The sequence below is a fragment of the Pedobacter sp. ASV1-7 genome (assembly GCF_040203335.1).
Lineage (GTDB): Bacteria > Bacteroidota > Bacteroidia > Sphingobacteriales > Sphingobacteriaceae > Pedobacter.
Window position 1 is genome coordinate 1,190,416 of sequence record NZ_JBEHBV010000001.1, and the last position, 26,289, is coordinate 1,216,704.

Annotated in this window: 16 protein-coding genes; 10 read left to right on the top strand and 6 right to left on the bottom strand. The window is 37.0% G+C overall.

The genetic code is table 11. The features are described from left to right. The 6 genes from ABDJ41_RS05110 to ABDJ41_RS05135 form a co-directional block, all read right to left on the bottom strand. Entirely contained in the window at positions 1 to 384 is a 384-nt protein-coding gene (locus ABDJ41_RS05110) for a BlaI/MecI/CopY family transcriptional regulator (RefSeq protein WP_349784694.1), read from the bottom strand. A 97-nt stretch (positions 385 to 481) separates the two neighbouring features. Continuing rightward, positions 482 to 1,387 (bottom strand): type IX secretion system protein PorD, encoded by a 906-nt coding sequence (gene porD / locus ABDJ41_RS05115; protein ID WP_349784696.1) that lies wholly within the window; start codon positions 1,385 to 1,387, stop codon positions 482 to 484. Continuing rightward, on the bottom strand, positions 1,384 to 2,583 hold the full coding sequence (gene coaBC / locus ABDJ41_RS05120; RefSeq protein WP_349784698.1) for a bifunctional phosphopantothenoylcysteine decarboxylase/phosphopantothenate--cysteine ligase CoaBC: 1,200 nt from the start codon (positions 2,581 to 2,583) through the stop codon (positions 1,384 to 1,386). Before coaBC ends, porD begins: the two co-directional genes overlap by 4 nt. A 45-nt stretch (positions 2,584 to 2,628) precedes the next feature. Next, on the bottom strand, positions 2,629 to 2,955 hold the full coding sequence (locus tag ABDJ41_RS05125; protein ID WP_349784700.1) for a DNA-directed RNA polymerase subunit omega: 327 nt from the start codon (positions 2,953 to 2,955) through the stop codon (positions 2,629 to 2,631). Next, the gene (locus tag ABDJ41_RS05130) at positions 2,955 to 3,884 is read right to left on the bottom strand and encodes an outer membrane protein assembly factor BamD (protein WP_349784702.1); all 930 of its coding nucleotides are present in this window, start codon (positions 3,882 to 3,884) and stop codon (positions 2,955 to 2,957) included. Before ABDJ41_RS05130 ends, ABDJ41_RS05125 begins: the two co-directional genes overlap by 1 nt. A 228-nt stretch (positions 3,885 to 4,112) precedes the next feature. Then, positions 4,113 to 6,620 carry a TonB-dependent receptor domain-containing protein gene (locus ABDJ41_RS05135; RefSeq protein ID WP_349784703.1) on the bottom strand — a complete coding sequence of 836 codons (2,508 nt, stop codon included), beginning with the start codon at positions 6,618 to 6,620 and terminating at the stop codon, positions 4,113 to 4,115. A 265-nt stretch (positions 6,621 to 6,885) separates the two neighbouring features. Here ABDJ41_RS05135 and ABDJ41_RS05140 point away from each other — a divergent pair, with 265 nt between their 5' ends. The 10 genes from ABDJ41_RS05140 (at position 6,886) to ABDJ41_RS05185 (ending at position 25,998) form a co-directional block, all read left to right on the top strand. After that, on the top strand, positions 6,886 to 11,271 hold the full coding sequence (locus tag ABDJ41_RS05140; RefSeq protein ID WP_349784704.1) for a hybrid sensor histidine kinase/response regulator transcription factor: 4,386 nt from the start codon (positions 6,886 to 6,888) through the stop codon (positions 11,269 to 11,271). Positions 11,272 to 11,543: 272 nt separating this feature from the next. Next, on the top strand, positions 11,544 to 14,759 hold the full coding sequence (locus ABDJ41_RS05145) for a SusC/RagA family TonB-linked outer membrane protein (protein ID WP_349784705.1): 3,216 nt from the start codon (positions 11,544 to 11,546) through the stop codon (positions 14,757 to 14,759). A gap of 11 nt (positions 14,760 to 14,770) precedes the next feature. Next, complete coding sequence (locus ABDJ41_RS05150; RefSeq protein ID WP_349784707.1) at positions 14,771 to 16,624, top strand: RagB/SusD family nutrient uptake outer membrane protein; 1,854 nt, start codon at positions 14,771 to 14,773, stop codon at positions 16,622 to 16,624. A gap of 20 nt (positions 16,625 to 16,644) precedes the next feature. After that, positions 16,645 to 18,249 carry a DUF5123 domain-containing protein gene (locus ABDJ41_RS05155; RefSeq protein WP_349784708.1) on the top strand — a complete coding sequence of 535 codons (1,605 nt, stop codon included), beginning with the start codon at positions 16,645 to 16,647 and terminating at the stop codon, positions 18,247 to 18,249. A gap of 153 nt (positions 18,250 to 18,402) precedes the next feature. Next, positions 18,403 to 19,893 carry a pectate lyase gene (locus tag ABDJ41_RS05160; protein WP_349784709.1) on the top strand — a complete coding sequence of 497 codons (1,491 nt, stop codon included), beginning with the start codon at positions 18,403 to 18,405 and terminating at the stop codon, positions 19,891 to 19,893. 10 nt (positions 19,894 to 19,903) lie between these two features. Continuing rightward, positions 19,904 to 20,905 carry a pectinesterase family protein gene (locus tag ABDJ41_RS05165; protein WP_349784710.1) on the top strand — a complete coding sequence of 334 codons (1,002 nt, stop codon included), beginning with the start codon at positions 19,904 to 19,906 and terminating at the stop codon, positions 20,903 to 20,905. Between the two features lie 106 nt (positions 20,906 to 21,011). Next, the gene (locus tag ABDJ41_RS05170) at positions 21,012 to 21,764 is read left to right on the top strand and encodes a rhamnogalacturonan acetylesterase (protein WP_349784712.1); all 753 of its coding nucleotides are present in this window, start codon (positions 21,012 to 21,014) and stop codon (positions 21,762 to 21,764) included. A 20-nt stretch (positions 21,765 to 21,784) separates the two neighbouring features. Then, the gene (locus tag ABDJ41_RS05175) at positions 21,785 to 23,287 is read left to right on the top strand and encodes a pectate lyase (protein WP_349784714.1); all 1,503 of its coding nucleotides are present in this window, start codon (positions 21,785 to 21,787) and stop codon (positions 23,285 to 23,287) included. After that, the gene (locus ABDJ41_RS05180) at positions 23,287 to 24,924 is read left to right on the top strand and encodes a glycoside hydrolase family 43 protein (protein WP_349784716.1); all 1,638 of its coding nucleotides are present in this window, start codon (positions 23,287 to 23,289) and stop codon (positions 24,922 to 24,924) included. The genes ABDJ41_RS05175 and ABDJ41_RS05180 overlap by 1 nt, the downstream gene beginning before the upstream one ends. Positions 24,925 to 24,954: 30 nt before the next feature. Then, complete coding sequence (locus ABDJ41_RS05185) at positions 24,955 to 25,998, top strand: pectinesterase family protein (RefSeq protein WP_349784717.1); 1,044 nt, start codon at positions 24,955 to 24,957, stop codon at positions 25,996 to 25,998. Positions 25,999 to 26,289 lie beyond the last annotated feature (291 nt).

Below are 26,289 nucleotides of genomic sequence, written 5' to 3' on the forward strand. Positions count from 1 at the left end.
TTATTTTTTACTAAGTTGATCCAGGTATTCCTTTATTGCATTTATTTCGTCTTTGCTTGTGCTATGATTACCCAATGCTTGCATCACCAAACGGGCTGCAGAACCATTAAATACATTGTCGATCATTTTATTGACCAGGTGTTGTTGTGTTTTTTCCTGATTCTGCAAAGCACGATAAACATGAGTTTTGGCAGAGGTGTCGCGGGCAACCAAACCTTTTTCATGCATAATTTGCATTAGCTTCAAAGTGGTGGTGTAACCAGATTCCTTGCTCTTTTCTAAAATTTCATGAACCTCCCTCACTGTACAGTTCCCTTTTTCCCACAGAATCTGTAAGATTTCAAGTTCACTTTCTGTAGCTTTAAGATGATTTACTTCTGTCATGACATTGTTCTACGAATTGTTTCGTAATCAAATATACGAATCTGTTCGTAGATGCAAAATAATTTAACACTTTTTTTAAGATGTTGTAAATTAAGACTTAACGGGATGTTTTTAGTGCCTCATATTTGTTGAGGTTTGCGGGGTCAATTTCTGAAAGTAAGTTATAGGCTTTTATTTTCTCTTGCTGATCAGTTAAAGAAATAATGTTTACCAGCTCATCTGCTTTAGTGGCCAGGTACATATTAGGGAATATGGATCCAACTTTTTGTTTATCCAATTGCTTCAAATCAGATAATAGATTAATAATTTTTTTGGCACCTTTGGCTGGGTCTTCCTGTAAACGGTCTAATCCATTCAGATGATAGGAATAAATAAATTCCCTAAGACTTTCAAAGCCTTTATTCTGAAGATTTTCAATAAGCCAATACCTGTTTTTTAAGCCGTCGAAAGCCTTCCAGCCTTTATTGCCTGCAACCTGAGCAATATTTAAAACATTTTGAGCTTTATTATAATAAGGCATACCACCTAGTTTACTGTAGCTGTCTTTATCTAAACCTATAATGGTATAAGCATAAAAACTAAGCAATGAGCTTAGGTTGGAAATAAAGTTCTGATCCGAGAAATCAAGCGGTTGCCCTTCACTATAATTAAAGTCAAAATCCTTGTCGCTTATATTTAATAATGTACTATTGTAAGCGGTATTATACACGGGGCGACTGGATTGTATTTGAGCTTCGGCCTTATAAGCAGAATTCCCATCCCAAGCTGTTAAGGTGATAACAAAATTGCATTCAATCCTTTCAGTAGCTGTGTAAGTTTCGTTACTCCATTTATTGTTATTCAAAAAATCCCTGATAGCATTTTGGAGTACCTCTACGTTTCTTTTGTTTATGTTTGGAACAGCAGGAGCTAAAACCTGTACTCTTGTATTGAGTTCCTGGGCATTAGAAAAGCTATAATAGAAGAAAAATATCAGAAATAAAAGGGAGTAACGTTGGTTCATGCTTTAGCCAGTTTTAATATTTCATTACAGATATCGATGGCAACTTCAGTTTTTGATTTCATTTCAAAAACCGTTTTTTCGGCTGCTTTATTAAAGATAGTGATTTTATTGGTGTCCATTTTGAAGCCTGCTCCTTTATCGTTGAGTGAATTTAAAACGATAAGATCAAGATTTTTCTTTACTAGCTTAGCTTTGGCATGCTCTTCTTCGTGCTCAGTTTCTAAGGCGAATCCTACTAATATTTGCTCTGTAGTTTTTAATTGCCCTAATGTAGCCAGTATATCTTCTGTCTTTTTTAAATCCAGGCTAAATTCCGTATTAGTCTTTTTAATCTTTTGATCGGCTTTCTTAATAGGTGTATAGTCTGCAACGGCCGCACTCATTACTGTAATTGCTGCTACTTTGAATTCTGATTTGCAGGCATGCAGCATATCTGCGGCACTAACCACATCGATACGCTTTAACGGATAATTACTTTTTTCGGAAGTTGGTCCTGTAATCAGGGTTACATCTGCACCTAAAACTGCGAATTGATCTGCAATGGCAAAGCCCATTTTTCCTGAGGAGTGGTTGCCAATAAATCGTACAGGATCAATAGCTTCATAAGTAGGCCCGGCCGTTACCAAAACTTTCTTACCCAATAACGGAAGGGAGATTTTAACCTTGTCGGACAGAAAGTCTACGATTTCCTCAGGTTCAGCCATTCGGCCTTCGCCATACAAACCACTTGCTAATTCCCCATTACCAGGTTGTATGACCTGATTTCCATAAGATAATATTCTATCTATGTTATTTCTGGTACTTTCGTGTTTCCACATGTCCAGATCCATTGCCGGGGCAACATATACCGGGCACTTTGCAGATAAGTACACAGCAGTAAGCAGGTTGTCGCACAAGCCTCCGGCCATTTTTGCCAACGTATTAGCACTTGCCGGTGCAATGATCATAAAGTCAGCCCATAAACCTAACTCTACATGATTGCTCCATACGCCGGTTTCTTCTTCGAAATATTGGGTGTAAACAGGATTCTTACTTAGAGTAGCCAGAGTGAGCGGAGTTATAAAGTTTGCCGCATCGGCTGTAAGAATTACTTTGACGTTTGCACCAGCTTTAATCAATAGCCTAACCAGTATAGCTGATTTATAAGCTGCAATGCTGCCACAAACGCCAAGAATTATTTTTTTATTTTTAAGCATGGTTTTAAGGTATGCAAGAATGCAATTTAATACCTATGCGTATTTTTATTGTTGTTCTTTAGCAGGATTTCTGAAATAGATCTTATCATTCAGGAACTCATCGATTGCTATTAAAGTAGGTTTAGGCAAACGCTCATAGTGCTTGCTGATTTCAATTTGTTCTCTGTTTTCGAAAATCTCTTCCAGGTTATCGTTAGAAGAAGCGAACTCAGCAAGTTTGCCATGTAGCTCTTCTTTCATGTTGTTTGAGATCTGATTAGCCCTTTTAGAAATAATAACCAAAGACTCATAAATATTACTTGTTTTCTGATCTAAATCATTAACATTTCTGGTTACCGTAGTATTCGGTACAGCTGGTTTATTAGTATTCATTATTTGATGGGTTTTTTTGTAGTCTTACTTGTAGTGTCTGATTTGGCATCCTTTGCCAGTAACGCTTTATATTTTTCCTGATTTTTAGCAACTTCAGCAAGATAGCGTTTTGCATTTTCTATACCTTCTTCGCTGGATTTCTTCAATGCTTTAGCATCTGCCAATAATTTGCTTTGAGGATGATTATCTATAAATTCATCTGCATATCCAATAGCTTCATTGAAACGATCTTCCTGACGAGTCTCCAAACTGTTTTTTGCATAAGCAAACTGTGATTTGATGATCAGTAAATCCATTTCTTCAGCATACTTAATATCTGGATAATCAATTTGTGCATTTTGTAATGCAATAACTGCTGCTTTATAATTACTTACATCATATCCACCGAGGTCATAATATAACTTAGCATTATTGTAAGCTTTGTCTTCCAGTTTAGCACGCAATAAGCCTATATATTTACTAGCATCTGCAGCACGTTCGCTTTTTGGATAAAAGTTGATGAACAATTGTAAAGCGTCTATTGCTTTATAAGTGTTTTCCTGATCCAGGCTTGGTGCTGGTGAATCAAGATAATAACAAAAAGCACTCATATATCTGCATTCTTCAGCATATTTACTGGTAGGGTAAGTGTCAGCAAATGATTTAAACTGATATCTTGCAGTCGTATAATCTTTTATTTTGTAAAGTGTTAAAGCGTAATGATAGTTTAACTCTTCAGCTTCAGCCCTTCCTCTGTATTTTTGCGAAAGTTCTTCGAACAGAATTAATGCTTTTGAATAATTCTTCTTGTTATACAGCCGCATAGCTTCCTGGTATTTTTTGGCTACATCGTTGCTCAGTCTGATTTTTTCAAACTGGCTTTTGCAACCCGCAATAGTCAGGGCTATAATGGTGAAACTTAATAGTAATACGTGTTTAATTTTAAACATTGTGCAAAGATAAGGTAATAATACGATAACGTCAATTAAAAATAACAGGACGCTAAGCTATGTAAAGGCATTGAAGCTAGCAAGGGCTTAACATAATTTAACATAAAAATATAAAACAACGGAGATGGTGATTTTATTTTCAAGTATGATGTTGACATTACGGGGGATAAAAAAACGGATTATCTTTAGAGAGATAACCCGTTTTTTATAGGTAGTTTGAGATGCAAATTAGAATTTATATGCTAATGTAGTCATGAACTGTCTTGGTGGAATTGGGTTCACACTATAGTTTTCATGAATGTAATAGTTCAGTTCGTTGGTGATGTTAGATAGTTTACCAAGGATGCTGAATCTTTTGAAAGCATAACCGGCAGACAAATCGAAAGTTGTGAAACCTTTGATAGGAATGATGCCTGAAGAAGTTCCAGCTTTATTTGTGTTACGCCCACCGTTACGATCACCAGTGTAAAATGCTGAAGCACCTAATTTAAAACCTTTTAAGCCACCATTTTGAACAGTATAGAATAAACTTGCATTGGCCGTGTTTTTAGTGGTGCCAACTAAACGCTCACCTTCAACAATACCACTAACAATAGTAGTTTTAGTTTTAGTTGGATCATTTGGATAAGCAGGATCTTGAGTTATTATTTCTTTATACGGTAATGTCTCTGTATAGCGCATGTAGTTATAACTATAGCCTGCAATAAAGTTTAAACCATCTACAAGTGTAGCAGTAACATCTACTTCAACACCATTGCTTTGTGTTTTTCCAGTAAATTCTTTAATATTCGCATCTGCATTAGGTTGCCCACTTGTGTTAACTAGCGCTTGTTGGGCAAATCTATCATTCATGATTTGGTAACCGGTAACATTAACTGATAGTCGGCCATCAAGAAAGTCATTTTTAATTCCAGCTTCATAGTGATCAATAATAGAAGGCCCCATTGGTGCGTTTGTTGATACATCCGTGCCACTATTTGAAATGAAGTTATTGGAATAACTTGCATATACAGAGGTAGATTTAATTGGTTGATAAATCAGCGCCAATTTAGGAGAAAAAGCTTTGTCGATTTTTAAATTAGCAGCTCCTTTAGTTTCTATTCGAGTTTCAAGTGTTGTTATATTCGTTTTCGGAGTTTCCTGGAATGTCCATCTTATTCCAGCTAAAACTTTAAATTTATCAGTCAGACTAATCAGATCCTGTACAAAACCGCCAAACCTGCTTACTGTTGCTGTTGTATTGGTAAGCAACGTAGTTTGAGGCATGTTAAAATTTGAGGGTACATTGAAACTATTAGGATCAAGCAGATTTAACTTGTCGTAGTATTTTGTTTTAGATGGATTAGCATCAACAGGACTAGTTAATAAATTAGGATTAGTAAAACCTCCAGTAATAATATTCGATTGATCGCCATCCACACCAACTAATAATTGATGTACAATTCCAGCAGTTTTAATGGTGCCTGTTAAGTTGATCTGCTCGTTATAAGTCAGCTCTCTCGTTCTTGAGCGGGTTAATGCACGATACCAAATACCAGCGGTTGTAAAGGGACGTTCACTAGAAAAATAATCCCTGTTATAAGATTGTACACCAACAATTGCACTCAATTTCCAGTTGTCATTAAGTTTATGGTTTAACGCTGCTTGTAGTGTTCCTGTATTGGTTTTATTGTAAGCCCAAGTGGTATTGATAAAAGCATTCCTTCCAAGGGGAGAGATTTGATTATCAACGGTTCCAATACCAAAATCTGGTGTGAAATTACTTTTTAGGTAATCAGCCTGAATTAACAGGTCTGTGTTTTCACTAATCTTATATAAGATAGAAGGGTTTACATAAATTCTATCAGACCATACATGATCTCTGTAACTACCTGCTTTTTCATAAGAGCCGATAGCACGGTAAGCAACTTTACCTGAGAGTGGGCCATAAACATCAACAATAGGTTTGTACATGTCGTAGCTACCGACGCGCATTGATACTTCGCCTCCTGATTCAAACTTAGGCTTTTTGGTAACCATATTTACAACTGCTCCGCCACTAACACCACCATACAACAGAGCGGAACTACCTTTGAGCACTTCTACTGATTCTAATGTACTGGCTTCGGGCATGCCTCCAATGGTAGTACGAGCACCGTTTTTAAATACGTTATTTGAACCGAGACTGTAGCCTCTTGCATAAAAGTTTTCACCAACCGAACCACGGTTAGCACCCAAAGCCACACCATTAACATTCTTCATCACGTCGCTTAAGCGATTGGCTTGCTGATCGGCAATAACTTTTGTACCTATTATTTGAACAGACTGAGGCAGGTCTTTAGGTGCAATAGCGATCTTACCTAAGGTAGTCGGCTTTTGATTCGGGCTCTTATAACCACTAATGGAAACTTCATCCAATTGAGCGAGACTTTCAGAAAGGACAAAGTCAACAGTGGAAGTTTCACCCTCTCTTACTGTTACTTTTTGCGACTGAACCTGAAGTCCGACAAATGAAGTTTTTAAAGTATATGTACCATCTTTTAAATTGATGAAAGTAAAAGAACCGTCTTCATCTGATAATGTTTTTTTATTGTTCTCTACTATAAAAATGTTTACAAAAGGAGCAGGTTTTCCATCATTAGTCCTAACTCTACCTTTTATGCTTCCTCTTGCTGGTGCAGAGGCTAATTGAGAAAAAGCTGGTTGATTAAACGAGAAAAGCATTGGGATAATTACAAATGCGTATATGTATTTCATGTATTTATTTAGATTAATTCTACGGGCGCAAAAGTAATATCTGATAGATTAATCACCAAATTAATTTAGAATTATTTTAAATAATTGTCAGGCTGTAAACTCAGGTATTTAGTTGAAAGGAACGGTTTTTATTATTTGCTAATTTGGAGTATATTAAAGCGGAAAACGATTGCACAATTTTAAATGTCTATATCCTTTTTTTATTAAGACATAGTATTTAATCTTGTTAGTACCAGATATAATTGTGCATAGGTTAACATGTATTATGCTTAAAAGAGTTGGCTTGTATTCTATTCTACTAATGCTGTTCTTAACAGTAGAGGGGATTGCTCAAATCAAATGTAAGATTGAACATTACTCGACAGAAGATGGTTTATCACACGATGGGGTAATGAATATCATGAAAGACCGTGATGGTTTTATGTGGTTTGGCACCTGGGACGGTATAAATAGATTTGATGGGCATAATTTTGTAACTTATAAAACTCGACCTGGGGATAGTTCAAGTCTGAAGATTAATCGGGTTGATAATATAAAAGAAGATAAACACGGTTATCTATGGCTTGAAGTTTATGATAACCAGGTGTACAGGTTTGATAAGAAGAATAAGAAGTTCCTCTCTATTTCGAATATCCTCGCAGAAAAGAAAATTGACAATGTTTTATTCTCCAATATTGTATTGGCAGGAAAGAATGGCGTATGGCTAAGTACACCTGATAAGGGTATTTTTGCTATAAAAGATATACCGAATGGTAAACCAGCAATAACCAGGTATGAGGCTGGTTTAAAGACTGATTTCAAGTTGTTTTCTAACAAGGTTAATTTTATATATGGTGATAGACAGCAAAATGTATGGGTGGGTACAAGTGGTGGTCTTAACTGTTTGTCGACCGATGGATTTGAAAACTATAAGAATAAACCTGTTGATGCCAGCTTTGCTACTGGGACAGCCTATACCTGTGTAGTTGAAAATCAACAATATATTTGGTTTGGCACAGGCGATGGGCAATTGGTAAGGTATCATAAAAATTCAGGGAACTTCATTAAGAAGAATATATCTGAAAACAAGATTAATGATTTACATCTTGCTAGAAATGGACAGCTGTTATATGCAACTGCAAACAGCGAAGTAATCACCATAAACAATGATAACTTTCAAAGTTCTGTCGCAATAATGCCCGGGGAAGTTTCTTTGCTTTCCATATATGAAGATAGGTCAGGGTTATTATGGATTGAACCTGAAAAAAAGGGAATGGTTATGTACAGTCCCGTTGCTCGAAGTTTTAAGTTTTTTTTTCAGGAAAATGATGCTAATTTCTTCAATACTGCAAAAGAATACAAGGTTTTTGAAGATCATAACAATAGGGTATGGATGAGCATGAAAAGTGGTGGTTTTGGCTATTATAATCCTGCTGCGGATAAGATTGAATATTTTTACAACAAGCCTGGATCAGCAAATCATCAGTTTTCAAATATTGTCATTTCAAGTTATTTTGATCCTGCAGGAGTGATGTGGCTCAGTACAAGAGATCGGGGAATAGAGAAAATCATTTTTCAAGCCAATGACTTTAAACATGGTTTGCTGGTTTCAGAAACACTTAACAAATCTGATAATGAAATAAGAGGCATATTTAGTGATAGAAACCAGCGTTTATGGATTGCTTCAAAATCAGGTAATCTATATGTGTATGATCAGGGAAAAAGGGTGGATAATATTTTTGTAAATAAGCCAGCAGGGAGCTTAGGCCTTGTTTATAATATGATTCAGGGACGTGATGGTACCATCTGGTTAGGAACAAAAGGAAATGGTTTATATAAAGCAATACCTAATGACAAGGCTGGTTTAACTTATACGCTTACTCACTATAAAGCTGATAAGAAAGATGTTAATAGTTTAAGTAGCGATCTGATTTATTCGGTACTGGAAGATACTAAAGGAAGGATATGGGTAGCTACTTATCAGTATGGCATCAATCTACTTGTACAGGATGGGGAAAAGGTAAAGTTTTTAAATATCCGTAACTCTTTTAAAAACTATCCGGTAGGATCCTGGAAGGCAAGACATCTTGCACAGGATGCTACTGGTAAAATATGGGTAGCTACAACAAACGGTCTGGTTATATTTGATCCCGATAGGGGAAAACCCGAAGATTATACTTTTAAAAGCTATGGAAAAGTCCCGGGGGATAAAAATAGTCTGGGTAATAATGATGCGCAGTATATATACAGGGATAGCAAGGATAGGATGTGGGTTGCTACATCAGGGGGTGGATTGAACAAGGTCTTGGAATTTTCCGAAAAAGGGCCAAAATTTAAGGTGTACACCAAAGAAGATGGGATGCCGAGCGATTATATTCTGAGTATTATTGAAGATAACGCCCATAATTTATGGCTGGGAACGGAAAATGGTATCGCCAAGCTGAATCCTGAACAAGAACGTTTTCGGAATTATGATTCCTATGATGGCTTGCCAAAAACTGGTCTTTCTGAAGGTTCAAGTATAAAATTACCCAATGGCGATTTGCTGTTTGGTTGTATAAATGGATATATCACTTTTAATCCTAAAGCGGTTACAGATCAAAAGATCAAAGCGCAAATGGCATTTACCAATCTTCAGATCAATAATAAGGATGTCGTATCTGTTGATCAAGATTCACCTCTGAAAATTGATATTAATGATACTAAAGAGATCAAACTTAAATACAATGAAAATATTATAAGTATAGATTTTACAGCATTAGATTATCGATCCAGTAATAAACAAGTGTATGCTTATCGTTTAAAGGGATTTGATCCGGAATGGCATACCGTAAAAAATCAACGTAAAGCTACATATACCAACCTGCCACCTGGTGATTATGTTTTTGAAGTAAAGAGTACGAATGCTGATTTGTACGATAGTTTGCCCATAAAAACATTATCTATTGCAATATCGCCACCGCCATGGCGTACTATATGGGCGTATATAGCATATGCTCTTTTATTTGGTGCATTAATAGAAATAGCACGCAGAATCATATTTACAATGATCAGATTGCGCAATAGAATTACTGTTGAACAGCGTTTAACAGAACTTAAGCTTAGCTTTTTTACTAATATTTCTCATGAATTACGCACACCTTTAACGTTGATCGTAAATCCAATTGAAGAGATTTCAAAACAGGAAAACTTGTCGCCAAAGGGGCTGGAATACATTAATGTGGTACGCAGAAATGCAAATCGCATGGTTAGGTTTATCAATCAATTGTTGGATTTTAGAAAGGTTCAGAGTGGTAAAATGAATCTTAAAATAGCTTATACAGATGTATTGGCATTGGTGAAGGACATTGCAGCGCATTTCTCTGAAATTGCTAATGAGAAACAAATTGAACTCTTAATTTCTGCAAATGTAAAAGAGCTCTATGCCTGGATAGATGCAGAAAAAATAGATATAGTGCTATATAACTTATTGTCAAATGCCTTTAAGTTTACACCTTCAAATAAGATCATTACAATTGCAATTGATAATAACCCTAGTGATGGGATTTTTATCATCAGAGTTGTTGATCAGGGTATTGGCGTTCCAACAGATAAGCTAGATGACATTTTTGAGCTATATTATGAAATTGATAAGGCACCTGGAAATAGTCTGGAAGGAACTGGAATTGGACTGGCACTTTGTAAAGAAATAGTGGGCATTCATCATGGGGAAATTGAAGCCAGAAATAATATAGGTGAAGGACTAACAGTTGAACTAAAATTACCTTCAGGGATAGAGCATTACAAAAATGGAGAAAGTTTGGTTTCCGATCTGGACGTATTGCCTAAATTGATTTTGCCTAAGTCTAATGAAGTGTTAGGTAAGCCAACCGAGATATCTGAGAGAGATAATGAATCTCTTCCACTCGTACTTCTTATTGATGATAACAATGAATTAAGGAAATTCCTGGCAGATCAGCTTAAGGTGTATTATAGAATAATAGAAGCCAGAGATGGAAAAGAAGGTTTTGAGCTAGCGCTTAAATTTATCCCTGATTTAATAATGAGTGATGTTATGATGCCGGAAATGGATGGTATTCAGTTGTTGGATAAATTGAAACGCAATGATTCAACCAGCCATATTCCAGTCATACTGCTTACCGCCAAATCATCAATTGAAAATCAGATAGAAGGGTTGAAATATGGAGCCGACTTTTATATTACTAAACCATTTCAAACAGATTTTATTCTTGCTTCGATAGAAAACCTTTTGAAACAGCGTAAAAAAGGATTCGAATCGCTGTTGGCCAGCAAGAAAACTATAGAGCTGAGTCCAGGAGAAATTGTGATTACTTCAAGAGATGAGACTTTCTTAAAGGATATCATTGATATTGTAGAAAATGGTATGGTAGACGTAGAGTTTAACATTGATGCAGTAGCCGAATCTATTGGTATGGGGCGGACAACTTTCTATAAGAAATTTAAAAGTCTGACCAATCGAGCACCAGTAGAATTTGTTCGTGAAATGCGATTGAAAAGAGCCAGACAGTTTCTGGATGCTAATGGTCAGAATATCTCTGAGATTGCCTATGCTGTTGGTTTTAATAGTGCAAAATATTTCAGTACATGTTTCAAAGAAGAATATGGAGTGTCCCCTTCTGAATATTTAAAGTCAAAAGCCTCCAAAAACTAATCTGGGTGATAAAATGCCTTTTAGGTGGTTTTTTGATAGTTTTTGGACGTATTTCGTCAAAAATTAGACCTCAAAAAAGCCCCCGTTCAGTAAGTTTGTTAAAACGAATAACCAAATATTAAACCATTCGAACATTCTAAGACCGGAGACTTCATTTATTTTTACAAAATAGTCTGCTTCTTATTTCATCTCGAAACGAGAGGATTTTAAGGTTCTGAAAAAGTAGGATTGAATAGCATGTTTGGTTAATAAAAAGAAACTAAATATAAACTATGAATAAATTACTACTTCCATTTTTTATGCTGCTACTTATTTGTAGTACAGCATGGGCGCAATCCCGGAAAATTACTGGTAAAGTTACTGATGACAAGGGGCCTTTAATAGGGGTAAGCATTAAGCTTAAGGGAACAACGAGTGTGACAACGACAGATCGTAACGGTGGTTTTAGTCTCAGTATTCCTAAAGAAGGTAATGCGGTATTGGTATTTACTTATGTTGGTTTTATAACCAAAGAGGTGACTGTAGGAAGTCGCACAGAATTAAATGTTAAACTTGAAGACGATACAAAAGGTCTGAACGAGGTAGTCGTAATTGGTTACGGTACAGCTAAAAAAGGAGACTTAACCGGGTCGGTAGGGATAGTGAAAGGGGAAGATCTGGCAAAAGTGCCAGTTGCGAACGTTGCTGAAGCTTTGATTGGCAAGGTAGCCGGACTGCAAGTGGTGGCCACAGAAGGCTCGCCCGATGCCGATATTAAAGTAAGACTTCGTGGGGGTGGTTCTATCTCTCAGGATAACTCGCCTCTTTATATAGTAGATGGCTTTCCGGTTGATAACATCAGTAACATATCTTCTTCAGATATTGCATCTATTACTTTTCTTAAAGACGCTGCATCAACGGCTATTTATGGATCAAGAGCTTCCAATGGTGTAATTGTAATTACAACTAAAGAAGGTAAAGAAGGTAAGGTGAGTGTAACTGCAAACGCTTACGCTGGATTTAGAAACATCACAAAAGAATTAAGTGTACTTAGTCCTTATGAATACGTGCTTTATCAGTACGAATTAGATCAGACAGCAACTTTTCAAAACTATTATGGGGTATTTCAGGATCTGGACATTTATAAATCGATTAAGGGAAGAAACTGGCAGGATGAGGTTTTTGGGCGTAATGCTCCTCAACAGTTTTACAACATCGGGCTGAATGGCGGATCTAAAACTTCCAGATACAATCTCGGACTCACCAGAAATAAGGAAGAAAGTGTAATGCTTGGTTCCGGATACGAGCGGAATAACCTAAACTTTAAACTGAATACCGAGATTTCATCGAAGGTAAGTGTAGATTTTAATACGCGCTTATCTTATATGATGATTGATGGTGCAGGGGTAAATACGGGCTCAGGATCTAATACCAGATTAAGAAACTCAATAAAATATGCACCAACCAGAGGCATAAGAGAGTTTGACCAGTCGGTAGTAGATGATGATGATTTTATTGATGCTGAAACGAGTAGTTTGTTGTATGATCCTGTAAAGTCTGTTAATGACGAGTACAAAAAGCAATATCGTTTAGGAACAAATTTCAACGGAGGTTTACGCTGGAAAATTACAAATGCACTTTCATTAAGGTCTGAATTGGGATACGAATTTAAGAATGAACGAACAGATCAGGTTTCGGGACCTGCAACTCCTGATGCTCGTAATTATGGCGCACAACCAGTGGGGAAAATAAGCACCATGAATGGCGGTAGTTACAGGATTTCAAATTATCTGACCTATAACAAGACCAAGTTTATAAATGAAGATCACAGTTTAAATATTGTGGCAGGGCAGGAGATTATTTCAAAATGGGATAAGTCAGTAAATAACCAATCCCGGTTCTTTCCAATAAATATGACTTCAGAAGAGGTTTTGGCAAGTATGGCGTATGGAACACCGATTCCAACGGTTACTTATATTTCACCTGAAACTAACCTGTCCTCATTCTTTGGACGTGCCAATTATTCATATTTGAATAAATACTTATTGACTGCAACATTCAGAGCAGATGGATCGAGCAAGTTCTCAAAAGAGAATCGATGGTCGTACTTTCCTTCTGTAGCAGTAGCATGGAAAATTTCCGAAGAAGGATTTTTAAAAGAGCAGTCGGACTGGCTAGATCAGTGGAAATTAAGAGTGAGTTATGGTAGTACAGGAAATGATAGGATTAATAGTGGTATGTGGGCGTTAAATTATAGCTCAAGTAACGAAAACAAGCCTTATTATCCTGGGGAAAAAGAAGCAAACCAATTAATTCCCGGCAACGCCTTGTTTAACCCTGCTTTGAAATGGGAAACTACCATCAACAGAAATATAGGTACAGATATTAGCTTATTTAAAGGTAAAATCAACGCAACAATTGATGCTTATTGGAATACAACTAAAGATTTACTCGTACAAGCACCTGTATCTCCAAATTCAGGGTTCCAATATCAGTTCCAGAACTTTGGTAGTACCTCTAACCGGGGAATCGAGTTAAGTATTGACGGCTATATCATCCAAAGGAAAGATTTTTCATTGCAAGGTTCATTTAATATAGGTTTCAACAAGAACAAAGTAGATGAGTTCAGAAACGGGGATGTGAATTACAAAACTTATACTTCTGGATGGAACGGTACGGCACAGCCACTGGATGATTACTTAATACAACAGGGGCAACCAGTAGGGCAGATGTATGGCTATGTCACTGAAGGAATGTATGGGTTTAATGATTTTAACTGGAATGCAACAACACGTAAATGGGATATTGCTTCAGGTGTAGCCGACAATAGTGGAATAATCTCAGCAAATTATTTTGGACCGGGAACTTTAAAGTTTAAAGATGTTAATGGAGATGGATTTATTACCGCTGAGGATAAGGTGGTATTAGGTAATGCAAATCCTAAACATACAGGAGGTTTTACACTTACCGGAACTTATAAAGCATTTGATTTATCAGCAGCATTTAACTGGACTGTAGGCAATAAGATTTATAATGCGAATAAGCTGGATTTCTCTTCTTATCTGCTTTCCAGAAAGTACCAGAATATATTAGGAGAGATGAGTCTGGCAAACAGGTTTACGACTATTGATCCGGTAACTGGTTTTAACGTGGCTACAGGAGCCAATGGTAATCCAGCCAGATTAATGGAGCTGAATCAAAATGCTTCTTTGTGGAGCCCTATAATGACACAAACACCTTTGCATTCATGGGCAGTAGAAGATGGCTCTTTCTTAAGGTTAAATACACTTACCCTAGGTTTTACCATACCAAAAAAGGTTTCTGCTAAATTGGGTATGAGTAGTTTGAGGTTTTATGTGACAGGTTATAATCTGTTTATCATTACCAATTATACGGGCTTTGACCCGGAAGTTGATACCAGAAGAAACCCTCCAGTTACACCTGGTGTAGACTATTCTGCTTATCCAAAGAGCCGATCTTTTATTGGTGGACTTAATGTAGCATTTTAATATAATTAGCGATGAAAAAGACAACACTTATAATCTATATAGCTGTTTTAGCCCTGGCAGCAAGCTCTTGTAAAAAAGGATTTTTAGATAGTTCATCTCCATCAGAATTTACTTCAGATGTAGTGTACAATTCAACCACCTATGCAAGCTATGCCTTAACAGGAATTTATTCCTTGTTAACACAAGATCAAATGTATTCAGCGAGGTTATCTTTAAACTATGCTACTAACTCCGACATTGAAATTGTAGGAGCTGATGCAGGTAGTTATAAAGAAAATACAAATAGAGGTCTTTCTAATTACCTGGGAACACCAGATAATAACTCTATTGCCAGAGAATGGTCTTTGATTTATAAAATGATAGAAAGATCGAATCTATTTATCGATGGAGTAAAAAAGAGTCCTTTAATGTCTACAAAAGACTCGACTCTTATGAAAGGTTACATGGGCGAAGCATTGACGCTTAGAGCACTTGCTTATTTTGAACTGGTAAAAAACTGGGGCGATGTACCTTATAAATCTGAGCCTTCTAAAGCAGACCTTTCAAATGTATATCTGCCTGCAACTGACAGGGATGTGATTTATGATTATCTGTTAGCAGATTTGAGTGAGGCAGAGCAATATGTACCATGGGTAAGAACAGGTAACTATTCTTCTACAGAAATGGTAACAAAGGGTTTTGTTAAAGGTCTGACTGCTAGAATTGCACTTTTTAGAGGAGGTTATTCTATCCGTAATAAACCTGGATTCCCAACTGAAAGAGGATCAGATTGGAGAAAGTATTATGAGTTGGCAAATCGTCAATGTAAGGAAATCAAACTTAGGGGAGTACATCAGTTAAATACTAATTACATAGATGTCTGGAAAAAGCTGGGGCGTTTTGAACAAGACGCCGCATTTAATGAAAATATGTTCGAAGTAGCGCATGGACTGAGTAGGAGTGGAGAAATGGGGTATTCTATAGGAATCAGATTCTACACAAATGCGAAATATGGCTTTGGAAATAATGCCAACGTAGTCAATACGACAGCTTATTATTTTTATTCTTTTGATCAAAAAGATATCAGAAGAGATAATACCATAGCTTACTATACTTATAGCAATGGTGCTGCAGATATTAAAGAAGTATTTCAGACCAACCCTATGTCCTATAATTTTGCTAAATGGGACCAACGCTTTATGGGCGAGAGCTGGAGTGTGTTAAATAAAGCTGCGGCAGGGAAATTTGGATATGGTATCAATTGGGCGGTAATGCGTTATTCTGATATTTTATTGATGTTGGCTGAAACTGAGAATGCTTTAAATGGTGTGCCTACTGCTGAAGCTAAACTTGCATTAAAAGAAGTTAGGCGCAGAGCATTTGCTGAGGCTGATCGCCCTTTAAAAGTGGATGCTTATGTAGATGCATTGGGTGATGAAATTTCTTTCTTTAATGCTATTGTAAACGAAAGAGCCTGGGAGTTTGGTGGCGAAGCAATCAGGAAGTTTGACTTGATCAGATGGAATTTACTGGTTTCAAAAATAGAAGAACAAAGAGTAGAGTTTAAAAAACTGCTGGCAGGTACCGCGCCTTATCAGTCAATTCCAAAAGCATTGTTTTATAAGTATGAATCTAATAATGAGATTCTGAATAAACCAGATATTAATTTTTATCAGGATAAAGGAACAGTAGATATTCCAGGTTATACAAAGGTTAATTGGATGTCCGGATATTCAGCAAATGATATTACCAGTTATACAGAGCGCATTAATCTTTTTAGTAGTGGACTTAATGCAAATGGTGTTCAAAACAGGCATTTGTATCCAATACCAAACTCTGTCATCAGTGATTCTCAGGGTAAATTAAAAAATTCATACGGTTTCTAATTATGCTAAATAGCTGTAAAATGAAAAAACATAGGTTATATAAAATATTTACAACAGCAATCCTATTTGTATTAATAGGGTTGACTGTTACTTCTTGTCGGAAGATGAATGAATGGGAGGTTGACGAAAGTCACAGTAGATTGTTTAGACCTTCTGAAGTGCTGGCATCTGTGGACGGTGTTACTGCAAAGTTGACATTTAAAGGTAAGCCAGGCGTAAACAGTTACATTGTTGAATTAAGTAAGGATAGTTTAAAATTCACTGAAATTGTTAAGTCTTATAATGCAATAGTGATAAAAGATGGAAGCGGATTTTCCTTTGCTATTCCAGATCTGCTTGAACCAAATACCCAATATTCAGCCCGAATAAAAGGTACAGATAGTACAGGAGGCAAACAGGAATCGGAATGGGCAATGGTTGCTTTCAAAACAAAGACGGAGCAGATCATGTATCCAGTTGATATAGCCGACCTTACTACAACAACTGCAAAACTGAAATGGAAAATTCCTAATCAGGTGTCGCATATAATGATTGGATCAACTAGATACGATATTACGACAGAAGAAGCGGCTTTAGGAGAAAAAGTAATCAGCAATCTAACTCCGGCAACAGCTTATACCGCTACATTGTATTTCAATACATCTATAAGGGGTACGAATGGCTTTACAACTATATCTTCATTACCAACTGGGCCAAATGTAATTAACGTTGGACCTGCAGATGATTTGGCTACGATGATTCAGTCGGCCGCCAATGGAACTATTTTTGTCCTTTTACAAGGTTCAAAATATAATTCTGATAATCCGGTAATTATTCCCTCAGGGATCTCTTTAACTATCTATGGTGAGGACGGGCCTAATAAGCCTATCGTGGCCTTTAATGGAATTACCTTGTCAGCTGTTACGGGAACATTGAAATTTGAAAATATTGATTTTACTGGTTTTGCTAATGGAGATCCGAATCAAGCTAAACGCAACTATATTTTTAATCAGGGAGCAACAAATACAACTGCAGAAATAAACTTTCAAAATTGTTCTATAAGAAATTTTGTAAACAGTCCGATGCGTGTACAAAGTGCCAACGTAATCACTATAGATAAATTTACCGTTAATAACTGCTTGGTTTATGATATTGGTGATAATAATTCCAATGGAACTTATGCCTTTATACATGCAACAGGTGCTGCAAATAGTAGAATAAATAATATTTCTATAAAGAATAGCACCTTCTATAAAATTGGTTATGCCCTTATTGTACATGGTACAACACCATCACAATCTGTTGCAATAGAGAATTGTACGTTTAACAACACCACAGGTAACGGGCGTATTTTTATAGATTATAATAGTCAAACGATTGGAAGCTTCTCATTTAACAATAACATTTTTGGGAAAACACTTTCCCCAGCAGTTACTGCAAAAGGAATACGTTATGCAGGTACAAATCTAATTGCTAATAATTGTTTCACGACTTCTGATGCTGCGATTACAGGAAATGCCTTTACTGCTACTGGTTATAGTGGGCTGAGTACACAGTTATTTGCAGATCCGGACAATGGCAACTTTAAAATTATTGATAATGCATTTACTGGTAAAGAAACAGCGGGAGATCCACGTTGGAGATAATTAAAATGCAAGGGTTGTCCTAATTGGACAACCCTCTTTTCTAAGCAAATAGTTACAGATTTTTATAGACGTTTATTTATGCGTGTATAGGGGAGTATTGCTTAAAATTTATTAAAGAAGTAATAATAATCAGACCTAAAGAAATATAAATAGATGATGAATTCAGCTACCATTATAAAGCTGTTAATGGTTTCAACAATGGCTTTTACTTCATGTGAAAAGCAAGCGAAATTTGCAGGGCCAGGAATATATGTTGATCCAACGTTAAAACAAGAGGAGCCGGGGCAGGTTACTGAAAATGCCTTGGCATTCCCTGGCGTTGAAGGCTATGGAAAGGTTGCTTCAGGTGGTCGAGGAGGTAAGGTTATTAAAGTGACTAACCTTAATGATGCTGGTGTAGGAAGTTTAAGGGCTGCAATTGAAGCAACCGGTGCCAGAATTATAGTTTTTGAAGTATCTGGAAACATAAAGTTGAGCAGACGTTTGCAAATCAAAAATGGAGATATAACCATTGCCGGACAAACTGCTCCTGGTGATGGGATCTGCATACAGGATTATGAAATGAATATAGATGCTGATAATGTAATTATTCGCTTTATGAGGTTCAGAATGGGGGATCTGACTGAAAATGAGCAAGATGCTTTATGGGGGCGTTATCATCAGAATATCGTAATTGACCATTGTTCCATGAGTTGGTCAATAGATGAATGTTCTTCTTTTTATGCCAATAAGAATTTTACGATGCAATGGTGTATTCTTTCAGAAAGTTTAAATAAATCATTCCATGGTAAAGATGATCATGGTTATGGTGCAATTTGGGGAGGCTCTAATGTTACTTTTCATCATAACCTGTTAGCGCATCACAACAGTAGAAACGCTCGCTTTGATGGAGGGCATAGGACAGGGACAGGAAGTAGCCCATTTGGAATTGATAAAGTAGATTATCGCAATAATGTGATCTATAATTGGGGAGGAAATAGTGCTTATGGTGGAGAAAATGGAGAATACAATCTGATAGCTAATTATTATAAACCAGGGCCTGGGACTGCCAGTAACAGAAGGAATCGGATTATGGAAATATCAATGGAGGCTGATCTGACAAAGTATGGCCCTGGTTATGGTAAGTTTTATGCATCTGGTAATTATGTTGATGGTAATGCGACTGTAACTGCAGACAACTGGAGTGGAGGAATGGATAAAGGAACAGGTCTGGGAGATGCTAATTATGCATTGGCAAAAATGACAAGCCCATTTGTATCAGAATCAATAACAGCTCATACTGCATTGCAGGCTTATAATGCGGTCCTGTTATATGGAGGAGCAAGCTATAAAAGGGATGCTGTAGATACCAGGATTTTGAAGGAGCTTAAAGATGGAACAGCAACCTATAATGGGTCGAAAACCGGTAAAAGAGGGATAATAGATTCGCAGACAGACGTTGGAGGATGGCCGGTTTTAAATGGGACTGCTCCCCTTATAGATACAGATGGAGATGGAATGCCTGATAGTTGGGAGGTAGAAAAGGGGCTAAATCCTAAAGTCGCAGATGCAAATGGCCATGATTTAAGTACTGGATATACCAATATTGAGGTATACATTAACGGCCTGGTGAAAAATATAACTGATAACCAATATAAACTATAAACCTAAAACTATGAGATCTTTAATATGTTTTGCTCTACTCTTTAGTATGGTGTCCTGCGAGAAAGTGGAAAAATACCAGTTACCTGAATATATACCTCCGCCAGCTCCTGTAGTTGTTCCAGATAAAATTGATAAGACAGTCGCAAAGGATGGAACCGGAGATTATACCACCATACAGGCCGCTATTGATGCAGCCCCTAATAATGGTACAGAATATTATGTAATTGCTATAAAAAATGGAACTTATAAAGAGGTGCTAACGATTCCTAAAAACAAAAACTATATTTATTTTAAAGGAGAAAACAGTGAAAAGACAGTTCTGACTTTCGATAATTATGCTTCAAAACTAAATGGAGCAGGCGTAGAGTATGGTACTTCTGGTTCTGCTTCTGTATTTATTAACGGAAATTACTTTAAGGCAGAGAATCTGACTTTCGAAAATACGGCTGGAATAGATGCCGGGCAGGCTTTAGCTATTAATATTGGTGGTAATTATGCTGCATTTAATAAATGTCGATTTTTAGGCTTTCAGGATACCTATTATGCAGGTAACAATACTATACAATATTTAAAGGAATGTTATATTTCTGGTACAGTAGATTTTATGTTTGGTGGTTCAACAGCCTTGTTCGATAAATGTACCATCCATAGTATAAGAAGTGGTTATGTAACTGCTGCATCAACACCAGAGGGCCAGAAATATGGATATGTTTATTTAAACTGCAAATTAACAGGTGTATCAGGAATAGCAACTGTTCATTTGGGTAGACCATGGCGTCCAAATGCTAACGTTGTATTTATAACTTGTGAAATGGGTTCTCATATTAAACCTGAAGGCTGGAACAACTGGGGTAATGTAGCTAATGAAGCCACAGCATTTTATGCTGAATACAAAAGTACTGGTGATGGTTATAAACCCGGGCAAAGACAGCCCTGGTCTAGACAGCTGACCGACGAACAGGCCAAAGAATATACATTAGAAAAGATATTAGGTGCCTGGAAACCATTTTAAATTATTTTTTATTTAGACGTGCAATCGTTTGCACGGATTTAATCTGTTCATCTTTCTTGAAAGTATTTTCAAGTTCGTATGATTGTTTAACCAAATAATATTCCATATGAGCACATCTAAAAAGTTCAAGTATCTTCTGGTTTTTAGCCTCCCTTTATTGATGGCTTTTACTGATCCGGCGAAGAAAGTAAAAGTTTATCTGGTTGGGGATTCCACTATATCTATAAAGCCGGTTTCCAAATATCCTGAAACAGGGTGGGGAATGCCTTTTGCCTATTTCTTTGATGAATCTGTAGAGGTTGATAACCGTGCACAGAATGGAAGAAGTACCAAATCATTTATAAAAGAAGGACGTTGGAAAGCCGTAACAGATAGTTTAAAGAAAGGGGATTATGTTTTTATTCAATTTGGGCATAATGATGAGGCTAAAGCTAAAAGTACGTATACGACAGAGGAAGAATTTAAAAGCTATCTGGAAAAGTACGTTAATGAAACTTTAAAAGCAGGCTCATTTCCAGTATTGATCACTCCTGTAGCCCGTCGGAGATTTGATTCAGAAGGGAAAGTTAAGGAAAGTCACGAGCTATATTCGGCAATTGTTAGAAATGTTGCCAGTGCCTTGAAGGTTCCGATGATAGATCTGGATAAGAGGAGCATGGCTTTGATGCAGGAAATGGGAGCAGAGCATTCCAAATTGTTATTTAACCAACTTATACCAGGACAACATCCTAATTATCCAGCCGGTATGAACGATAATACTCATTTTAATGAATATGGTGCCCGAAGAATTGCTGAACTGGTTTTATCGGAGCTGAAAAAATTGAATCTCGAACTTGCCAGCAGAATTGTAAAACGATGACGGTTAAAAAAATGAATCTTATGACCATTAAAAAAATACTATTGAGCATAATTGTCTTGTTTATTGTTTTCAGCTTTACCAATTGCGAAAAAAAGAAGAAAATTGATTATGCACCAACTAAGGACGAAGATAAAAATCCTCCTGGCCCCAGTGGACCTCAGCCGATTTCAGAATCTGCACTTGCTTTTCCGGGTGCGGAAGGTTTTGGAAGGAATACAACAGGAGGCAGAGGGGGTAAGGTGATTAAAGTAACCAATCTTAACGATGCCGGTGCAGGTAGTTTAAGGGCAGCTATAGATGCAACGGGACCAAGGATTGTTGTGTTTGAGATTTCCGGAACTATAGCATTGAAAAGCAGACTTGTTATTAGGAATAAAGACATAACAATTGCAGGACAAACAGCTCCTGGGGATGGGATATGTCTAAGGAATTATGAAGTAAATGTTGGCGCAGATAATGTTATTATTAGATATATGCGTTTTAGAATGGGAGACTCAGAGCAACAGGAGGGGGATGCTTTGGGTGGAAGGTTCCAGAAGAATATTATTGTAGATCATTGTTCCATGAGTTGGTCTACCGATGAATGTGTATCGTTTTATGCCAATGAAAACTTCACTTTGCAATGGTGCCTGATTACCGAAAGTTTGAGGAATTCCGTACATGGTAAAGGTGCTCATGGTTATGGTGGGGTTTGGGGTGGTAAATATGCTTCTTTCCACCACAATCTTATGGCCAATCATGATAGTCGTAATCCCAGATTCGGAGAAGAAGCAGGTAAGGCTTTTGCATTAACGGATCTGGTTGATGTTAGAAATAATGTTTTTTACAATTGGGGACCTACCAATAATGCTTACGGTGGTGAGGGAATGAATATCAACGTCATCAATAACTATTATAAACCAGGGCCTGCAACGACTAAGAAAGAACGCATTCTTTCTATAGATAAAAATAAAATTGTGGGTACTGAAGTGTATGACATTTGGGGTAAGTTTTATATCAATGGAAATTATGTGAATGAAAGTACACAGTCAACAAATGATAACTGGGCATACGGTGTATATAATCAGTTTCATGGAAGTTACGGTACTGTTTCAAATGCAGATAAGGTAGCAATGAAATTAGGTGCTCCGTTGGCAATTGATAATAATGTAAAAACCCATACTGCTTTAGAAGCTTATGATAAAGTACTGGATTATGCTGGTGCCGTATTAAAAAGAGATGCGGTAGATACAAGAACAGTTTTACATACACGTAATAAGACCTTTTATAAAACTGGATCGAATGGTAGTACAAATGGAATTATAGATACACCCGGTGATGTTGATGGTTGGCCTGCGTTACAAAGTTTACCTGCTTTATTAGATACAGATGGTGATGGGATGCCTGACGAATGGGAAAAAGCAAAAGGTCTTGATCCTAAAGTTGCCAATGCAGCTGGACGTAACTTAAGCACTGCTTATGATAATATAGAAGTGTATATCAATAGTTTGGTAGCTTTAATTTTGGATAATCAATTGAAATAATGAAGTATTTAGTTTTTTGTAGCTGTTTTTTAGCCGGTGTATTAGGAGCCAATGCTCAATCTGTTCCTGCAAAGTATGTTTCGAAAGTGTGGGTTGCCGATCAAGGCAATGGAACTTATAAGAATCCTGTTCTTGATGCTGATTATTCTGATCCGGATGCTATAAGGGTAGGTAATGATTTTTATATGGTCGCTTCTAGTTTTGATGCGGTGCCGGGATTGCCTGTTTTGCATTCCAAAGATTTAGTGAATTGGACACTGATTAATCATGCTTTAAGACGACAACCTCCGTTTGATCATTTTTCTAAGACACAACATGGAAATGGAGTGTGGGCACCCGCTATTCGTTTTCATAAAGGTGAGTTTTATATTTATTATCCAGATCCAGATTTTGGCATTTATGTAACAAAAGCTAAAAATCCGGCAGATGAATGGTCTGACCCAATATTGATTGAAGGTGGAAAGGGCTTGATTGATCCCTGTCCGTTTTGGGATGATAATGGAAAAGCATATTTGGCCTACGCTTATGCAGGAAGTCGCGCTGGAATAAAAAGTGTAATTGCTGTGAAGCAACTCAATCCTGAAGGTACTAAGACTATAGACGCAGGAGTATTGGTTTATGATGGTCATGAAACCGATCCGACAATTGAAGGCCCAAAGTTTTATAAACGTAATGGTTATTATTACATCTTTGCCCCTGCGGGAGGCGTTTCCACAGGATGGCAGTTGGTTTTGCGTTCAAAAAATATATATGGCCCTTATGAACGTAAGGTGGTAATGGATCAGGGGAAGAGTTCTGTTAATGGCCCGCACCAGGGGGCCTGGGTAAATACACAGACGGGAGAAGATTGGTTTCTTCACTTTCAGGATAAGGATGAATATGGTAGGGTAGTTCATTTGCAACCTATGAAATGGGTTAAAGACTGGCCAGTAATAGGGGTTGATAAAGATGGGGATGGAATTGGTGAACCGGTAATGAGTTATAAGAAACCTAATGTGGGTAAGACTTATCCGATTCAGACTCCAGTAGAAAGTGATGAGTTCAATGAAAGAGCGTTAGGTTTGCAATGGCAGTGGCAGGCAAATCCGAAAGCCACATGGGCGTTTATGAATACAAGTAAAGGTACATTACGTTTATTCTCAGATCAGATACCGGAAACTGCGAAAAGTTTATGGGACGTTCCCAATATATTGATGCAAAAATTTCCTACAGAAGAATTTACGGCAACAACAAAGTTGACTTTTTCACCAAACCCTAAGCTTGAAAATGAAAGAACTGGATTAGTAGTGATGGGATTGAGTTATGCCAGCTTAAGTATTAAAAGTAAAAAGGATGGCAATTATCTTGTTTATGCTATTTGTAAAGGAGCAGAAAAAGGAAATTCAGAAGTAGAGAAAATTATTGCTAAAATTGATAATTCGACACTTTATTTACGGGTAACTGTAGGTAAAGGTGCAAAGTGTAGATTAGCTTATAGTACTGATGGAACTAAATTTATAGATGCAGGAACAGATTTTCAGGCGGAACCCGGAAAATGGATAGGTGCAAAAATGGGCCTTTTCTGTATCAGAGAGACAAAGACTAATGATTCTGGATATGCTGATTTTGATTGGTTCCGAGTTGACTCTGTTAAATAAAGGATGTAGTATATAATACATATATATAGTATGAAATTTTTATTAAGAACATTGTTTCTGATGATGTGTTGCTTAGTGCCTTGGTTCTCTGGACTCTTTGCACAAGTAACAACACTTAAGGAGATAACAGTAGCACAAGATGGGACCGGCAATTTTAAAACGATACAGGAGGCAGTGAATGCTGTTCGTGATCTTGGTGAAGCGAGGGTTAGAATATTGATTAAAAAGGGTAGCTATAAGGAAAAACTTGTCATTCCATCCTGGAAGGCCAACATTTCTTTAATAGGGGAGGATAAAGAGAAGACCGTTATAACTAACGATGATTATTCTGGAAAGCTTTATCCGCAGGGTAATGATGCTTTTGGTAAAGATAAGTTCTCGACTTTCACTTCTTATACGGTACTAATACAAGGGAATGGCATAGAAATAGAAAACTTAACTATTGCCAATACTTCCGGGCCAGTAGGGCAGGCGGTGGCCCTTCATGTTGAAGGTGATCGATTTGTAATTAAAAATAGTAATTTATTGGGTTTTCAGGATACGCTTTATGCAGCAAGTTCACAAAGCAGGCAGTTTTATAAGGACTGTTATATTGAAGGTACTACAGATTTTATTTTTGGCGAAGCTACTGCCGTGTTTCAAAATTGTACAATTAATAGTTTGTCGAACTCTTATGTTACGGCTGCGGCAACGCGATCTGGACAAAAGTTTGGTTTCGTTTTTTTAAACTGCAGGCTTGTTGCATTAAACCCTCTTAATAATTCTACTGTAAATAGTACTACTCAAAAAGTAAATAAGGTTTTTTTGGGTAGGCCATGGAGGCCTTATGCCAAAACAGTATTTATAAATTGTGAGTTGGGTGCGCACATTACGCCCGAAGGCTGGAATCCCTGGAAAGGCGACGCAATGTTTCCTGATAAGGAGAAAACAGCTTATTATGCTGAATTTGGTAGTAAAGGACCAGGTGCGGTGCTGACTTCACGTGTTCCATGGTCCAAACAGTTGAGCGCAAAGGATGCTAAAGTTTATATAATAAAAAATGTTTTAGCTGGAGCAGATAACTGGGAACCATAACAACACTAAGTCTTATTTTGACTTTTAAAGGCATTTAACCTCTAATACTCAATTTTAATTTTAGATAGGCCCTTGTAGTTTGATACTGCAAGGGCTTTTTTGGTTGCTTTCAGTTCTATCTGAATAAGATCTCTCACCGGATGTTTTTCCAGTCTTTAATGCTATTCTGTCAACTTTAGGGATATCAGACATGTTCATAACTACAGGATAATTACGGTCTGATCTCTATATAACTACTAGGTTGCGCTACCCTTGAGCTACCCTTGCGATAGGGTTAAGCTACCTTAGGGG

Excerpts from the sequence above, each read along its gene's own strand:
- ABDJ41_RS05110 (WP_349784694.1), bottom strand. The coding sequence starts at position 384 with ATGACAGAAGTAAATCATCTTAAAGCTACAGAAAGTGAACTTGAAATC.
- porD (WP_349784696.1), bottom strand. The coding sequence starts at position 1,387 with ATGAACCAACGTTACTCCCTTTTATTTCTGATATTTTTCTTCTATTAT.
- coaBC (WP_349784698.1), bottom strand. The coding sequence starts at position 2,583 with ATGCTTAAAAATAAAAAAATAATTCTTGGCGTTTGTGGCAGCATTGCA.
- ABDJ41_RS05125 (WP_349784700.1), bottom strand. The coding sequence starts at position 2,955 with ATGAATACTAATAAACCAGCTGTACCGAATACTACGGTAACCAGAAAT.
- ABDJ41_RS05130 (WP_349784702.1), bottom strand. The coding sequence starts at position 3,884 with ATGTTTAAAATTAAACACGTATTACTATTAAGTTTCACCATTATAGCC.
- ABDJ41_RS05135 (WP_349784703.1), bottom strand. The coding sequence starts at position 6,620 with ATGAAATACATATACGCATTTGTAATTATCCCAATGCTTTTCTCGTTT.
- ABDJ41_RS05140 (WP_349784704.1), top strand. The coding sequence starts at position 6,886 with ATGCTTAAAAGAGTTGGCTTGTATTCTATTCTACTAATGCTGTTCTTA.
- ABDJ41_RS05145 (WP_349784705.1), top strand. The coding sequence starts at position 11,544 with ATGAATAAATTACTACTTCCATTTTTTATGCTGCTACTTATTTGTAGT.
- ABDJ41_RS05150 (WP_349784707.1), top strand. The coding sequence starts at position 14,771 with ATGAAAAAGACAACACTTATAATCTATATAGCTGTTTTAGCCCTGGCA.
- ABDJ41_RS05155 (WP_349784708.1), top strand. The coding sequence starts at position 16,645 with ATGAAAAAACATAGGTTATATAAAATATTTACAACAGCAATCCTATTT.
- ABDJ41_RS05160 (WP_349784709.1), top strand. The coding sequence starts at position 18,403 with ATGATGAATTCAGCTACCATTATAAAGCTGTTAATGGTTTCAACAATG.
- ABDJ41_RS05165 (WP_349784710.1), top strand. The coding sequence starts at position 19,904 with ATGAGATCTTTAATATGTTTTGCTCTACTCTTTAGTATGGTGTCCTGC.
- ABDJ41_RS05170 (WP_349784712.1), top strand. The coding sequence starts at position 21,012 with ATGAGCACATCTAAAAAGTTCAAGTATCTTCTGGTTTTTAGCCTCCCT.
- ABDJ41_RS05175 (WP_349784714.1), top strand. The coding sequence starts at position 21,785 with ATGACCATTAAAAAAATACTATTGAGCATAATTGTCTTGTTTATTGTT.
- ABDJ41_RS05180 (WP_349784716.1), top strand. The coding sequence starts at position 23,287 with ATGAAGTATTTAGTTTTTTGTAGCTGTTTTTTAGCCGGTGTATTAGGA.
- ABDJ41_RS05185 (WP_349784717.1), top strand. The coding sequence starts at position 24,955 with ATGAAATTTTTATTAAGAACATTGTTTCTGATGATGTGTTGCTTAGTG.